Origin of the sequence: Bradyrhizobium sp. LB11.1 (assembly GCF_040549385.1) — a bacterium.
Taxonomy (GTDB): Bacteria; Pseudomonadota; Alphaproteobacteria; order Rhizobiales; family Xanthobacteraceae; genus Bradyrhizobium.
Genome location: NZ_JBEPTH010000001.1, coordinates 144,441 through 159,133 on the forward strand (window position 1 = coordinate 144,441; position 14,693 = coordinate 159,133).

At 63.8% G+C, this 14,693-nt stretch carries 14 protein-coding genes; 11 read left to right on the top strand and 3 right to left on the bottom strand.

Annotated elements, in window-relative coordinates; all coding sequences use genetic code 11:
- Positions 1-116: 116 nt before the first annotated feature.
- From ABIA96_RS00645 to ABIA96_RS00655, 3 genes are all read left to right on the top strand, one after another.
- Positions 117-1,352, top strand: a complete 1,236-nt coding sequence (locus ABIA96_RS00645; RefSeq protein WP_354135083.1) for a putative DNA modification/repair radical SAM protein — start codon at positions 117-119, stop codon at positions 1,350-1,352.
- Complete coding sequence (locus ABIA96_RS00650) at positions 1,352-2,794, top strand: UdgX family uracil-DNA binding protein (protein WP_354135084.1); 1,443 nt, start codon at positions 1,352-1,354, stop codon at positions 2,792-2,794. Before ABIA96_RS00645 ends, ABIA96_RS00650 begins: the two co-directional genes overlap by 1 nt.
- Before the next feature lie 124 nt (positions 2,795-2,918).
- On the top strand, positions 2,919-4,541 hold the full coding sequence (locus tag ABIA96_RS00655; RefSeq protein WP_354135085.1) for an inorganic phosphate transporter: 1,623 nt from the start codon (positions 2,919-2,921) through the stop codon (positions 4,539-4,541).
- A gap of 73 nt (positions 4,542-4,614) precedes the next feature.
- On the opposite strand, the gene ABIA96_RS00660 is transcribed toward ABIA96_RS00655, so the two are convergent.
- Complete coding sequence (locus tag ABIA96_RS00660; RefSeq protein ID WP_354135086.1) at positions 4,615-5,787, bottom strand: M20 aminoacylase family protein; 1,173 nt, start codon at positions 5,785-5,787, stop codon at positions 4,615-4,617.
- Positions 5,788-5,960: 173 nt separating this feature from the next.
- On the opposite strand from ABIA96_RS00660, the gene ABIA96_RS00665 reads away from it, so the two are divergent.
- From ABIA96_RS00665 to ABIA96_RS00690, 6 genes are all read left to right on the top strand, one after another.
- Complete coding sequence (locus tag ABIA96_RS00665) at positions 5,961-7,580, top strand: GMC family oxidoreductase (protein WP_354135087.1); 1,620 nt, start codon at positions 5,961-5,963, stop codon at positions 7,578-7,580.
- A 12-nt stretch (positions 7,581-7,592) separates the two neighbouring features.
- Positions 7,593-8,477 carry an alpha/beta fold hydrolase gene (locus ABIA96_RS00670; RefSeq protein WP_354135088.1) on the top strand — a complete coding sequence of 295 codons (885 nt, stop codon included), beginning with the start codon at positions 7,593-7,595 and terminating at the stop codon, positions 8,475-8,477.
- Positions 8,478-8,628: 151 nt separating this feature from the next.
- On the top strand, positions 8,629-9,573 hold the full coding sequence (locus tag ABIA96_RS00675; protein WP_354135089.1) for a metallophosphoesterase family protein: 945 nt from the start codon (positions 8,629-8,631) through the stop codon (positions 9,571-9,573).
- Between the two features lie 24 nt (positions 9,574-9,597).
- Entirely contained in the window at positions 9,598-9,927 is a 330-nt protein-coding gene (locus tag ABIA96_RS00680) for a cupredoxin domain-containing protein (protein WP_354135090.1), read from the top strand.
- Positions 9,928-10,063: 136 nt separating this feature from the next.
- A complete protein-coding gene (locus tag ABIA96_RS00685; RefSeq protein WP_354135091.1) occupies positions 10,064-10,612 on the top strand; it encodes a sigma-70 family RNA polymerase sigma factor in 549 nt (182 codons plus the stop codon).
- Entirely contained in the window at positions 10,609-11,367 is a 759-nt protein-coding gene (locus tag ABIA96_RS00690) for an anti-sigma factor family protein (protein ID WP_354135092.1), read from the top strand. The genes ABIA96_RS00685 and ABIA96_RS00690 overlap by 4 nt, the downstream gene beginning before the upstream one ends.
- Positions 11,368-11,520: 153 nt before the next feature.
- On the opposite strand, the gene ABIA96_RS00695 is transcribed toward ABIA96_RS00690, so the two are convergent.
- Entirely contained in the window at positions 11,521-11,904 is a 384-nt protein-coding gene (locus ABIA96_RS00695) for a nuclear transport factor 2 family protein (protein WP_354135093.1), read from the bottom strand.
- A 129-nt stretch (positions 11,905-12,033) separates the two neighbouring features.
- Between ABIA96_RS00695 and ABIA96_RS00700 the strand changes: the two genes are divergently transcribed.
- Together ABIA96_RS00700 and ABIA96_RS00705 are read left to right on the top strand one after the other, a co-directional pair.
- Positions 12,034-12,942 (top strand): AraC family transcriptional regulator, encoded by a 909-nt coding sequence (locus ABIA96_RS00700; protein WP_354135094.1) that lies wholly within the window; start codon positions 12,034-12,036, stop codon positions 12,940-12,942.
- A gap of 31 nt (positions 12,943-12,973) precedes the next feature.
- Complete coding sequence (locus tag ABIA96_RS00705) at positions 12,974-13,279, top strand: HigA family addiction module antitoxin (RefSeq protein WP_354135095.1); 306 nt, start codon at positions 12,974-12,976, stop codon at positions 13,277-13,279.
- 9 nt (positions 13,280-13,288) lie between these two features.
- Here ABIA96_RS00705 and hpnO read toward each other — a convergent pair whose 3' ends face one another.
- Positions 13,289-14,680, bottom strand: a complete 1,392-nt coding sequence (gene hpnO / locus ABIA96_RS00710; protein WP_354135096.1) for an aminobacteriohopanetriol synthase HpnO — start codon at positions 14,678-14,680, stop codon at positions 13,289-13,291.
- Positions 14,681-14,693: the final 13 nt, after the last annotated feature.

Here is a 14,693-nt window from a genome sequence, read left to right on the forward strand (position 1 = left end):
AACCAGCGGCTGGCTCATTTGTTCATGATATGTTCTAATATAAAGCTAACGGCGCTCGAAGAGTCAATCGAATTGCGATTGATCGAATTCATGAGCTGAATCAAAGGGATTCCGGGATGGACGTACAACGCAAGCTGGAGCTTCTGGCGGACGCAGCCAAGTACGACGCCTCCTGTGCCTCCAGCGGCACTGAAAAGCGGGATTCCAGCGACGGCAAGGGCATGGGCTCGACCGCGCCCGGCATGGGCATCTGCCATTCCTACGCGCCGGATGGACGCTGCATCTCGCTGCTCAAGGTGCTGCTCACCAATGCCTGCAATTACGACTGCCTCTATTGCGTCAACCGCGCCTCCTCCAACGTGCCGCGCGCCCGCTTCACCATCGACGAATTGGTCAAGCTGACGCTGGACTTCTACCGGCGCAATTACATCGAGGGTCTGTTTCTCTCCTCCGGCATCATTCGCAGCCCCGACTACACGATGGAGCAAGTGGTCAGCGTCGCTCGAAAACTGCGCGAGGAGCATCATTTCCGCGGCTACATCCATCTCAAGACCATTCCGGAGGCCGACGACGCGCTGATCGCGGAAGCCGGCAAATATGCCGATCGTCTCTCCATCAACATCGAGATGCCTGAGGACACGAGTCTCCAACAATTCGCGCCCGAGAAGGACGTGCGCGCGATCCGCCGCACCATGGGCCGGCTGCGGCTGAGGCTGGACGAAGCCGAGGAAATCAGCAGCACAAAGACGAAGGCGAAGCCGCAGCATTTCGCGCCGGCAGGACAAAGCACGCAGATGATCGTCGGCGCTGATAGCGCCTCCGATCACACCATTCTCCACACCAGCGCCAATCTCTACGGCTCCTACAAGCTGAGACGCGTCTACTATTCCGCCTTCAGCCCGATCCCGGATGCCAGCCGTGCGTTGCCTCTGGTACAGCCCCCCTTGCTGCGCGAGCACCGGCTCTACCAGGCCGACTGGCTGATGCGCTTCTACGGCTTTGACGTCGGCGAGATCGTCGACGACAGCGCGATGCTGCCGCTCGACATCGACCCCAAACTCGCCTGGGCGCTGCGCCACCGCGACCGTTTTCCGCTCGACGTCAACCACGCCAGCCGCGAGGAATTGTTGCGCGTGCCGGGCTTCGGCACCAAAGCGGTCGAACGCATCATCGCAACGCGGCGCACCACAACGATCCGCCTCTCCGATCTTGCGCGGCTGCACGTACCCCGGAACAAGGCGCTGCCGTTCATCATCCTCAGCGACCACCGGCCCGCGCCGCATCGGCTCGACGACGCGCGGCTGATCGAACGGTTCAAGCCGAAGGCAACGCAACTGGGATTCGGCTTCTGATGCAGTACATCACCCTCGACACCGAAACCGATTTCGACGGCTGGCGCAAAGGCGCGCGCACGCTCGTGCTGCATCATGTGAAGCCCGCCGATGTCACCTGGGCCGTGCAGGGCGGCGAAGCCGAGTTGTTCGCGCCGCCCGCACCGTCGCCGATCCTCGAGGTGAACGAGGGCACCTTCAGCGTGTCGGCGAAATTCGTCGACCTTGCCCAGGCAGCAATCCTGCACCGCGATCCCGAGCGCTTTGCGATCCTCTATCGCCTGCTCTATCGGCTGAAGGATAATCACGATCTCATCGAAGTCGCGATCGACCCCGATGTCGCGCTGGTCACGGCGATGGCGCGAGCGGTCCATCGCGACGAGCACAAGATGCACGCCTTCGTGCGATTTCGCGAAATCGGCCGCGAACGCGCAGCGCATTACGTCGCCTGGTTCGAGCCGGAGCATCACATCGTCGAGCTCGCCGCGCCGTTCTTCGCCAAGCGTTTTGCCGACATGCCCTGGTCGATCCTGACGCCGGATCTCTGCGCACATTGGGATGGCCATGCGCTCTCGTTCACGCCTGGCGTGAGCAAGAGCGAAGCACCGGGCGAAGACCGGCTGGAAGAAACCTGGCGGCGCTATTACGCCAGCATCTTCAATCCGGCGCGGTTGAAGGTGAAGGCGATGCAAGCGGAGATGCCAAAGAAATACTGGAGGAACCTGCCCGAGGCTTCGATCATTAAACCCCTGATCGAGGACGCCGAGCGCATGACCGGCGCGATGATGGCCAATGCCGCAACCGATCCGCACAAGCCCCAGAAGCGGCCGGAGGCTCCGATGACACGCATGACTGCCGCCAACGATCTCGAGGCGCTTCGCGAGGAAGCCGCCCATTGTCGCGCCTGCCCGCTCTACAAGGACGCGACGCAGACCGTGTTTGGCGAAGGTCCGAAGAGCGCGACCATCATGCTGGTCGGCGAGCAGCCCGGTGACAAGGAAGACCTTGCCGGTCATCCTTTCGTCGGCCCGGCCGGCCAGATGCTCGACCGCGCGCTTGCGGAAGCCGGCGTCGATCGCAAGAAGGTCTACGTCACCAACGCCGTGAAGCACTTCAAATTTGTACCGCGCGGAAAGATCCGCCTGCACCAGAAGCCGGCGACGCCGGAGATCAAAGCGTGCCGGCAATGGTACGAGCGGGAAGTTTCGGCAGTCCAACCCGATCTCATCGTGGCGATGGGCGCAACCGCCGCGCAAAGCGTGTTCGGCAAGATTACGCCTGTAGGCAAGACCCGCGGCCGGCTCATAGACCTCCCCGACGGACGCAAGGCTCTGGTGACAGTGCATCCGTCCTATCTGCTGCGGCTACCCGATCCGGAGGCGAAGAAGCTGGAATATCAGCGCTTTGTCGAAGACCTGACGATTGCTGCCGGCTTGCAGAAGAGGTCCGCCCACGCTGCCTGACACGGCTGTCACGCACAGTGACAGAGCGTGGATAAGTTCCATCAGTCCATCTGTCTGCCTCCCATTTCAACTGCCTGTCACACGCCGCGCGCAAAATCGGGGCCTTGGGACAGGAGAATTTCCAATGAGTGACGTTGCTTTGCCAGGCTCCATCGAGCCGGCCTTGCGTAAAGGCCCGGACTTAAACGCCGGATTCCACCCGATGACCGGCATCATCTATTTGGGGGTCATCACCGCCGCGGTGCTCTTCGTTGCCTACAGCATCTACGCCGACGTTGATGCGACCGGTGCGAAGGTTTCGTCCTATCTGCCCTTCCTCTTGCTTTTCGTCGCGCTGATGATCGCGCTCGCCTTCGAATTCGTGAACGGTTTCCATGACACCGCGAACGCAGTCGCGACCGTCATCTACACGCGCTCGCTGCCCGCCCATGTCGCCGTGGTGTGGTCCGGCATGTTCAACCTGTTCGGCGTTCTGGCCTCGAGCGGAGCCGTCGCGTTCGGCATCGTGTCGCTGCTGCCCGTGGAGTTGATCCTCCAGGTCGGCTCCAGCGCCGGCTTCGCCATGGTGTTCGCGCTGTTGATCGCCGCGATCATCTGGAACCTGGGCACCTGGGCTTTCGGCCTGCCGGCCTCGAGTTCGCACACGCTGATCGGTTCTATCATGGGTGTCGGCATCATGAACGCCATCCTGCACGGCCGCAGCGGCACCTCGGGTGTCGACTGGTCCCAGGCCACCAATATCGGCAAGGCGCTGCTGCTGTCGCCGCTGTTCGGCTTCGCGCTCGCCGCCGTCCTGCTGCTGATCCTGCGCACCGTGCTGCTGCGCGCCACGCCTGCCTTGTTCGGCGAGCCGAAGGGCGACCAACCGCCGCCGTGGTGGATCCGCGGCATCCTGATCCTCACCTGCACGCTGGTGAGCTTCTTCCACGGTTCGAACGACGGTCAGAAGGGCATGGGCCTGATCATGCTGATCCTGATCGGCACGGTCCCGACGGCGTATGCGCTCAACCGCTCGATGCCGGAGAGCCAGATCGCTGCGTTCATCAAGAACTCCGAAGCCGCCAGCAAGGTCATCGAGTCCAGGGCCGCCGGTTATAACGTGATTGGCGATCCGCGCCCCGCCGTGACCAGCTACGTCGCGACGCGTGAAATCACCGGCGGCACCTTCCCGTCGCTCGCCGTGCTCGCACGCGATATCGCCAGGCAGGTCACGAACTACGGCTCGCTGGCCAAGGTGCCGGCGGAAGCCGTCGGCAACACCCGCAACGACATGTACCTCGTCTCGGAAGCGCTCCGCTTCCTGATGAAGGACAAGGAAGCCGAGCTCAACGCCGACGATATCGCCACGCTCAACGCCTACAAGGGCTCGCTCGACAGCGCCACGAAGTTCATCCCGGGCTGGGTGAAGATCGCGGTCGCCATCGCGCTCGGCCTCGGCACCATGGTCGGCTGGAAGCGCATCGTGGTCACGGTCGGCGAGAAGATCGGCAAGACGCACCTGACCTACGCGCAAGGTGCCTGCGCCGAGATCACCGCGGCTGCCACCATTGCCGCCGCCGACATCTACGGCCTGCCGGTCTCGACCACCCACGTGCTGTCGTCAGGCATCGCGGGCACGATGGCCGCCAACGGATCGGGCCTGCAATGGGCCACGATCCGCAACATCGCCATGGCCTGGGTGCTGACCCTGCCGGTCGCGATGATCCTCTCCGGCACATTGTACTATATCTTCTCAAAGGTCTTCTGAGAGCGCCGCTTGCTGACGACCAAGGGCCCGTGCGATGCACGGGCCCTTTTCTGTTGCGCTCGGCCGTTGCGAGTTACGACGCCGCGAGCTGTTCCTCGACCAGCTTGACCCAGTACGACGTGCCGAAGACGATCGCCTCGTCGTCGAAATTGTAGGCGGGGTGATGCAGGCCGGCGCTGTCGCCATTACCGCAGAAGATGAACGCGCCGGGGCGCGCTTCCAGCATGTAGGCAAAGTCCTCGCCGCCCATCAGCGGCGACATATCGAGCACATTGGCATCGCCCGCGACCTGCTTGGCGATGCGCGACGCCACTTCGGTCTCCGCGGCGTGATTGTTCACGACCGGATAATTGCGCTTGTAGTGCAAATCGATCTTCGCGCCGGTGATCTGCGCGACGCCTGCGACGACTTCGCGCACGCGCTTCTCGACCAGCTTGCGCACCTCCGGCGCCAGCGTGCGGATGGTCCCCCTCAGAATCGCGGTTTGCGGGATGACGTTGCGGGCGTTGCCGGCGTGGAATTCGCAGATCGAGATCACGGCCGATTCCAGTGGATCGATGCTGCGCGCGACGATCGACTGCAAGGCGGTGATCAGTTGCGCACCGACCAGAACGGAATCGATGCATTTGTGCGGACGCGCGGCGTGGCCGCCGAGGCCCTCGATCATGAGGTCAACCTCGTCGGTCGACGCCATGATCGGGCCGGGCCGGATCGCGAACGAACCGATCGGAATGCCGGGGCCATTGTGCATGCCGTAGACCTGCTCGATGCCGAAGCGCTCCATCATGCCGTCGTTGACCATGGCCGCGCCACCGGCGCCGCCCTCCTCGGCGGGCTGGAAGATCACGACGGCGTCGCCGGCGAAGTTGCGGGTTTCGGCGAGGTAGCGCGCGGCGCCGAGCAGCATCGCGGTGTGGCCGTCATGACCGCAGGCGTGCATCTTGCCCGGAATCTTCGAGGCGTAAGGCAGGTTGGTCTGCTCGTCGACAGGCAGCGCGTCCATGTCGGCACGCATGCCAATCACCTTGAGCCCCTCGCCGGCCGGCTTGTTGCCCTTGATCACGCCGACCACGCCGGTCTGACCGATGCCGGTCACGACCTCGTCGCAGCCGAACTCGCGCAGGCGATCCGCGACGAATGCTGCGGTGCGGTGGACGTCATATAGCAGCTCGGGGTGCTGATGGATGTCCCGTCGCCAGGCCTGAATATCGGGTTGAAGGTCGGCGACGCGATTCACGATGGGCATGGAGGGTCTCGAGCTTTGTTGAAAATGCAGGCCTGTCTACCATGCAGCACCAGTCCACCCAACTGCCGCGGATCGAGGTCTAGCCTGTCCTTGCGGCATGGCCGGACTTGTCCCGGTCGTCTCCGTCTGCCTATTAGGATGGAACGTTTAGAGACCATCCAGGTGGAAGCAGAATGCCAAAGCGGCTTGAAGGTGAGTTTGACTACATTGTCGTGGGCGCCGGCACGGCCGGCTGCATCGTTGCCAACCGGCTGTCGGCCGAGTCCAAAAACCGCGTCCTCATTCTCGAGGCCGGCGGCGACGACAACTGGATCTGGTTCCACATTCCCGTCGGCTATCTCTTTGCGATCGGCAATCCGCGCTCGGACTGGATGTTCAAGACCGAAGCCGAGCCGGGCCTGAACGGCCGCGCGCTGGCCTATCCCCGGGGCAAGGTGATCGGCGGCTCTTCGGCGATCAACGCCATGATCTCGATGCGTGGCCAGGCCGCTGACTATGATCACTGGCGCCAGCTTGGCATGACCGGCTGGGGCTATGATGACGTGCTGCCGCTGTTCAAACGGCTGGAGGATCACTTCCTGGGCGCCGGCGAGCATCACGGGGCCGGCGGCGGCTGGCGCATCGAGGCGCCGCGGCTGTCGTGGGACGTTCTCGATGCCGTTGGCGATGCCGCAGAAGAAATGGGCATCAAGCGCATCCCGGATTTCAACACCGGCGACAACGAAGGCACGAGCTATTTCCACGTCAACCAGAAACGCGGCCGGCGCTGGTCCTCGGCGCGCGGCTTCCTCAAACCGGCGTTGAACCGCCCCAATCTGCGGCTTGAGAAGAACGTGCTGGTCGACCGCTTGATCATCGAACAGGGCCGCGCCGTCGGCGTGCGCTTGATCCAGAACGGCGAGATCATCGAGGCACGCGCCAAGCGCGAGGTGATCCTCTCGGCCGGGTCGATCGGCTCGGTGCAGGTGCTGCATCGCTCCGGTATCGGGCCCGCCGACTGGCTGTCGCCGCTCGGCATCGACATCGTCATGGACAAGCCTGGCGTGGGGCGCAATCTGCAGGACCATCTCCAGCAGCGCGCGATCTACAAGGTCGAGGGCGTGCGGACGCTGAACGAGACCTACTACAATCTGTTCCGCCGCGGTCTGATGGGCCTCGACTACGCCTTCCGCCGCCGCGGTCCGCTGACCATGGCGCCGTCGCAGCTCGGCATCTTCACGCGTTCCGATGCCACACGCGCGCGCGCGAACATCCAGTTCCATGTGCAGCCGCTGTCGCTCGACAAGTTCGGCGATCCCCTGCATCGCTTCCCCGCGATCACGGTGAGCGCCTGCAATCTCCAGCCAACATCGCGCGGCACCGTGCGGCTACGCTCGGCGACGCTGGATGAGAAACCGATCATCGCGCCGAACTACCTATCCACCGACGACGACCGCCAGGTGGGCGCCGACGCCATTCGCACCACGCGCCGATTGATGCAGCAGAAGGCGCTGGCAAAATACCGCCCCAGCGAATATCTGCCCGGACCCACCGTTGGCGACGACGATGCCTCGCTCGCAAAGGCCGCCGGCGACATCGGCACCACTATCTTCCATCCCGTCGGCACGGCGAAAATGGGCGCGGTGAGCGATCCCATGGCCGTGGTCGACGACCGCCTGCGGTTCTATGGCCTCAGCGGTCTTCGCATCATCGACGCCTCGATCATGCCGACGATTACCTCGGGCAATACCAACACGCCGACGGCGATGATCGCCGAGAAGGGCGCGACCATGATTTTGGAGGATGCGAAGTAGCATCCAATCACCATGATCAGTCAGCGCTTCTTCATCGGTCCCGCCGGCGCAGAGATCGCCATGCTGCAATGGGGCGAGAGCGGCAGACCGCCCGCCCTGCTCGTGCATGGCACCGGCTTCGTAGCCGACGTCTGGGACGAGGTCGCGCGTGACCTCGCATCAACCCATACCGTCTATGCACTCGATCGCCGCGGACACGGCGCTAGCCACAAACCTGGCGCCTATCACTTTCTGGACCATGCCGACGACATCTGCCGGGTCATCGACGCGCTGGGCTTGCGTGACGTCTATGGCATCGGCCACAGCGCGGGCGCAACCGACCTGTTGCTCGCCGCGAAGCTGCTGGCGGGATGCTTCACGCGTCTGTTTGTGATGGAGCCGACCGTGATGAACCCGCAGACGGCGCACGATCCATCGACTGGACTGAGCGAACAAGCGCTGTCCCGCGTGCAGGGGGCGCTGCGCCGGCAGGCGGAGTTCGACAGTCCCGATGCCGTCTTCAAGCGCTACCGCTCCGTGCCTGCCTTTGCGGATTGGACCGAAGCATCACTCTGGGCCTATGTGCGGCACGGCTTCACGCTGCTCGACAATGGCCGGGTGCGTCTCTGCTGCACGCCTGAGATCGAGTCCGCGATGCTGCGCCCGATCTACGAAGCGATGGAGCAGGTTTACGTCGGCGACGCACGCGGCAATCCGTTCACCTGGTTCGGCGAGATCGCGTGCCCCGTGACGGTGACGACCGCCGAGACCTCGGGGCCGGTTTACAAGGAGATGGCCTCACGCGCCATGACGCTCATCCCGCGCGCCCGTGCCCTTGCCTTCGAAGGTGCCGGCCACTGCGTGGCGCAGGAAGCCCCCGCCCTCGTGCTGCGGGCCGTCCGGGAATTTTCGACCTAGATACCTGTTCACTTCCCTGTCACGGGCACGCTGCGTTGCATCCGGCCTCTGTGACCTCACCTCACGAAAACGTCATCGCTCCCCGCGAATAAACCTGCCCCTCCCCCAATCAACTCCCCGAAGCCCAATTCCGGGCCAAAGGAGACGTGCGATGAGCGGACACGATCACGGGGAAGACGGCGTCAGCCGCCGCAAGGTGCTGGAATGCATGACGTGGGCCGGCACCGGGGTGCTCTGGACCATCACGGGCGGCGTGCCGCGTTCGCTCGGCATCATCGATTCCGCGCAGGCTGCAACCGCCGCCGCGCCCGGCATGACCTTCCTCCAGATCAGCGACAGCCATGTCGGCTTCGACAAGCCGGCCAACCCCAATGCGCTGGGCACGTTGGAGGAAGCCGTCAACAAGATCAATGCGATGCCGGTCAAGCCGTCGTTCATGATCCACACCGGCGACATCACCCATCTGTCCAAGGCGTCCGAGTTCGACAACGCCGATCGCATCATCTCGCAGTCCAAGCTCGATGTGCACTACGTGCCCGGCGAGCATGACTTCCTCGACGAAGAGGTGAAGTTCTATCGCGAGCGATACGGCCGCGGCACCAAGGGCGCGGGCTGGTACTCCTTCGATGCAGGCGGCGTGCACTTCGTCGGCCTCGTCAACGTCGTCGACCTCAAGGGCGGCGGCCTCGGCAATCTCGGCGCCGAGCAGCTTGCCTGGCTCGAGGACGACCTTCGCGGCAAGTCGAAATCCACGCCTGTCGTTCTGTTCGCCCACATTCCGCTCTGGACTGTCTATCCGGAATGGGGCTGGGGCACCGAGGACGGCGGCCGCGCGCTCGAATACGTCAAGGGCTTTGGCTCGGTCACCGTGCTGAACGGGCACATCCATCAGGTGATGCAGAAGGTCGAGGGCAACGTCACCTTCCACACCGCACGCTCAACCGCCTTCCCGCAGCCGGCGCCGGGCACCGCCGCCTCACCCGGACCGATGAAGGTCGAGGACGCCAAGCTCCGTTCGATGCTCGGGGTCGCCAGCATCAACTTCAAGCAGAACGAGCAGCGGCTCGCGATCATCGACACGCCGCTGCAGGGTTGATCCAGCGCTGAACGGAAGCTGACAATGAAGACACTCAATCGCCGCGACTTCGGGGTCGCTGTGGCCGCGGCCATCCTGCTACCCGTCACAACCGCCCGTGCCGACGACACCAACCTGGAGGTGCATATCGACAATTTCGTCTTCCAGCCGCCGGAGCTCAAGATCAAGGTCGGCACGACCGTGACCTGGACCAACCGGGACGACATCCCCCACACCGTGGTGTCGGCTGGCAAGTTCAGGTCCAAGACCCTGGATACCGACGACAAATTCACGTTCACCTTCACCAATGCGGGCGACTACAAGTACTTTTGTTCGTTGCACCCGCACATGACCGGGATGATCAAGGTTGAGTAACGTCTCCAACCAAGGCATCTCTGTCTTGCCCGGCCGGTGGTCCCACGCCGGCCGGGCTCGCGTGCCTGCGGTCAAGGCCAAAGACGACGCGAAGACAACGCCGTACGAAACGCAGCAAGAGGCAAAGCGAGAGGCGATGCCGGTCAGCGACGATTTCCAGAAAGCGCAGCGCTTCCGCGAGGCGGCGCTACCCTATATCGACGACGTCTACACGCTCGCACGCTATTTGCTGCGCGATGCCTCCGACGCAGAGGACGCGGTGCAGGAATGTTATTTGCGCGCGTTGAAGCACTTTGACAGCTATCGCGGACCCGCGATGAAGCCGTGGCTGTTCGCGATTCTGCGCAACGTCTGCAATGCCGAATATGCACGGCGCGCGCACAGGCACGCCGCGATCGAGGACACGCCCGGCGCCGCCGACCAGACGCCGATGTGGCAGGAGAACGAGGCGGGCCCGGAGACGGAAGTGCTGCGCAGCCGCGACGCCGGCGCCATTCGCAAGATGATCGACGCGCTCGCCGAGCCGTTCAAGGAAACCTTCGTGCTGCGGGAGATCAACAACCTGTCCTATCGTGAAATTGCAGAAGCCATCGGTGCCCCAGTCGGCACCGTGATGTCCCGCCTGGCCCGTGCCCGCGCCATGCTGCGCGCAGCCTGGACGGCGGAAGAGGAGCACTCGAAATGACCTGCGACGAAGCAAACCTGCTGCTTCACGCGCTGCTCGACAACGAACTCGATGCCGGCCATGCGCGCGAGGTCGAAGCCCATATCGCCACCTGCCCAGCCTGCACGGCCGAGTTCGCGGCACAGCGCGACATGAAGCGCGTGCTGGCCGACACGAAGCTGCGCTATACCGCGCCAGATAGTTTGCGCGCCCGTATTGAGGCATCGCTGCCGCAAGCGCGGCCGCAGCCGCAGCCGAGCCGACGTTCCGTGCTGCGGGGTTTCGCGATGGGCTCGGCGGTCTCGGCGCTCGCCGCTTCTGGCGTCGTCGCTGTCGTGCTGCGCCAGGACGACCAGCAGCGCATTCTCTCGGAAGTGGTCTCCGCGCATCTGCGCTCGCTTCAGGCCGGCCACCTTATCGACGTCGTCTCGACCGATCAGCACACGGTGAAGCCCTGGTTCAACGGCAAGCTCGACGTCGCCCCGCCTGTGATCGATCTCACCGCGCAAGGCTTTACGCTAGTCGGCGGCCGGCTCGACTATGTCGACGCACGCGCCATCGGCGCAGTCGTCTACAAGCGCCGGCAGCACATCATCAACCTTTTCGTGGCGCAGACCGCGAGCACCGAGCATAGGCCGCCAAAGACGCAGACCATGCAGGGCTTCAACTGCCGCCGCTGGGGCGAGCGCGGCCTGAACTTCTGGGCCGTCAGCGATATCGGCGGCGACGAGCTCACCGAATTCGTCGACAAGTTCGAGGCGGCAATGAAGGGATGAAGGTGAGTGCGGAGGGATAGTCGCGTCCCCGTCCTTGCCGGCGCTAGTCCCGCGAAGCAATCCAGAGCGTCACCACGGAAGGATTCTGGATTGCTCGCCTTCCCTCGTGACGACGACGATAATGCTGCCCGAACTCTCCGACGACCAATCCAGTCAGAACATCCCGTTGCCATGCACCGCGGCGTCGGGCACGGGCTGCCGCACCTCCCAATGCTCGACCAGCTTGCCGTCCTCGAGGCGGAAGATGTCGACGATGGCAAGGCCGGGGTCGGCGGGCGAGCGTCTGGCGTGAACATGCGCCACGACGAGATCGCCGTCGGCGGCGATGCGCTTCACCTCGGCCTTCAGCTCCGGAAATTGCCGGCGAAGCTCGGACAGATGTTTGCGGATGCCGTCGACACCGTCGCCGATCATGGGATTGTGCTGGACGTAGCGCGGTCCGAAATAGATTGCGGCGCCATCGAAATTCCCCTGATTGATCGCTGTTTCCAGGAAATCGCGCACGATGGCCTTGTTGGCCGAAATGATGTCGTTCATCACGTTGTCTCCAATGAGATCGCCGTCATGCTTCTGGACTGACAAGACGTTCGCCGTCGATGTGCGGGGCTTGCAAAGTCATGTCCGATCGTCTCAAACAGCAGCCGTCGGGTCGCGGGAGCCAACGTGATGGATGCAATGGCGGGCGTGCTGGGGTCGTATCGCACCGGCAGCGCGTTTCTCGGAACGGCGGTGTTGCGCTGTCCCTGGGGGATCGGCGTCGATCCGCAGCGGGACTCCGCACTGCACGTCGTTCTCGCCGGCCATTGCTGGCTGAGGCTGGCGGGCCGTGACGAACCCGTTCGTCTTTCGCCCGGCGACGTGGTCCTGGTGGCGAGCGGCATCGGCCACGCACTGAGCGATCCGCCCGATGCCTCCATCGTTCCCATTCGCGCCGCGCTATCCGCCGCACCCTACCAACAAGCGGCTTCAGCGCCCGATACAACGAGGCTGCTGTGCGCAAAATACCAGCTCGATGAGGCCGCGCCTCATCCGATGGTGTCGCTGATGCCGCCGTTGATTCATCTCACCGCGCAGCAGGTCGAGGCTAACGAACCGTTGCGACTGGCATTGCAGCTGCTACGCGTCGAAGCGGAAAGCCGCCGCAGCGGAGCCGACCTCATCGCATCGCGCTTGCTCGACAGCGCATTGGTTCTGCTGTTGCGCGCGTGGATGGACACCCAGCCCGCAGGCGCCGCCGACTGGTTCGGCGCATTGAGCGATCCCTCCATCGCGCGCGTCTTGCGCCTGATCCATGAGCAACCGCAAGACGACTGGACGGTCGCGGCTCTGGCGGATCGCGCCCTGCTCTCCCGCGCCACCTTTGCGCGCCGGTTCACGCAACTGGTTGGAGAGCCGCCGCTCGCCTATGTCACGCGCTGGCGGATGAGCCTTGCGGCAAAAGCGCTACGTGAAGCCGGCCACTCCATCGACGAGATCGCACGCGCCGTCGGCTACGAGTCCGGGCCGGCGTTTTCGAAGGCGTTCAGCCGCGTGTTTGGACAATCACCGGGGCGGTACCGAAACGGCGGCTCATGAGACCGTGGACTATCACCAGGAGGACGTGACGATGGCCAAGAAACTCAAGCCCATGCATCCTGGTGAGGTCCTGCGGGAACAATTCCTGGTTCCGCTGAACATGTCCGCCGACACGCTTGCCAAGGCGTGCGGCCTGCCGCGCACACGTATCGAGCGGATTGCGAGCGAGCAGACCGGAATCACCGCCGACACCGCACTTCGGCTGGCCAAGGCGCTCGGCACGACGGCCGAGCTATGGCTCAATCTTCAAATTGATTACGACATCCAGATCGCCAAGCGCGATCTAGGCAAGGCACTCGATCGCATCGAGACCGTGAACAAGCCTGAAGCCGCCTGAGCGATTGGCTTACGCCGACCTTCTCACCGCGTTGTCCACCAGCGTCTTGCCGAGCGACCAGATCGCGCCAGGGACCTTGTGGCTACCGGCGATGACGTCGTCGAACGCCTTCTCGATCCAGCCGCAATCTTCTTCGGTGATGGTGAGCGGGGGCAGCAGCTTGATGGTGTGGCTGCCGTGACCGGCGACCTGCGTCAGGATCTTGTGATCCTTGAACAGCGGCACGGTGATGAGCTGGCAGAACAGGCCCTTGTTGGCGGCCTCCAGCACATTCCAGGACGCCCGCAGCCGCAGCGATTTCGGTGGACCGAACTCGATGCCGATCATCAGTCCCTTGCCGCGCACTTCCTTCATCAGCTCGTAGCCGGGCACCATGCGGGTGAGTGCGAGGCGAAGCTCGGCGCCGCGCTTGGCGGCGGACTCGATCAGCTTCTCCGATTCCATCACGTCGAGCGTGGCGATTCCGGCGGCCATCGCGAGATCGTTCTTGGAGAAGGTCGAACCGTGCACCACGGCGCGGTCCATCTGGTTGAAGATCTTGTCGAAGATGCTCTTGCGCGTCAGCACGGCACCGACGGGCACGTGACCGCCCGATAGCGACTTCGACAGCAGCACCATGTCGGGCTCGACGTTCCAGTGCTCGACGGCGAGGAAGTGGCCGGTGCGGCCCATGCCGGTCTGGATCTCGTCGGCGACGAACAGCGTGCCGTACTTCTTGCAGAGCGCAGCCGCGCCCGGCAGGAACTCGTCGGAGGGCAAGTTGACGCCCTTGCCCTGAATTGGCTCGACGACGAAGGCCGCGACCTCGCGCGAGGCCAGCGCCTTCTCGAGCGCGGCGAGATCGTTGAACGGAACCGAGGTACACCCCGGTAGCAGCGGCTCGAAGCCGGTGCGGAAGTTCGAATCACCGGTCAGCGACAGCGCGCCATAGGTCAGGCCATGATAGCCATGGGCGCAGTAGACGATGCCGGGGCGGCCGGTGGCGCCGCGCGCGAACTTGATCGCCGCCTCGACGCATTCGGCGCCGGAATTGGCGAAGAACACCTTGTCGAGATAGGGAACGTATTTCAACAGCCGCTCGGCCAGCACGCCGGCCAGCACCGAGACGTCAAACTGAACGAGATTGGGCAGATCTGCGTCAAGCACGCTTTTCAGCGCCTCGCGCATCACCGGATGATTGCGCCCGATTGCGAACACGCCGAACCCGGACAAGAGGTCGAGATAGCGGGCACCCTCGCGATCGTAGAGGTACTGTCCCTGCCCCTTCTGGAAGCCGACATCGTAGCCGATGGTCTTGAGAACCCGAACGAACTGCTCGTTCAGATACCGATTATGCAGGGTGCTGCGCTGGGCCTGACGGTCCGCGAACAACTGGGACATGTCTGGATTTGGACTGTTCATCCGCTACATACTT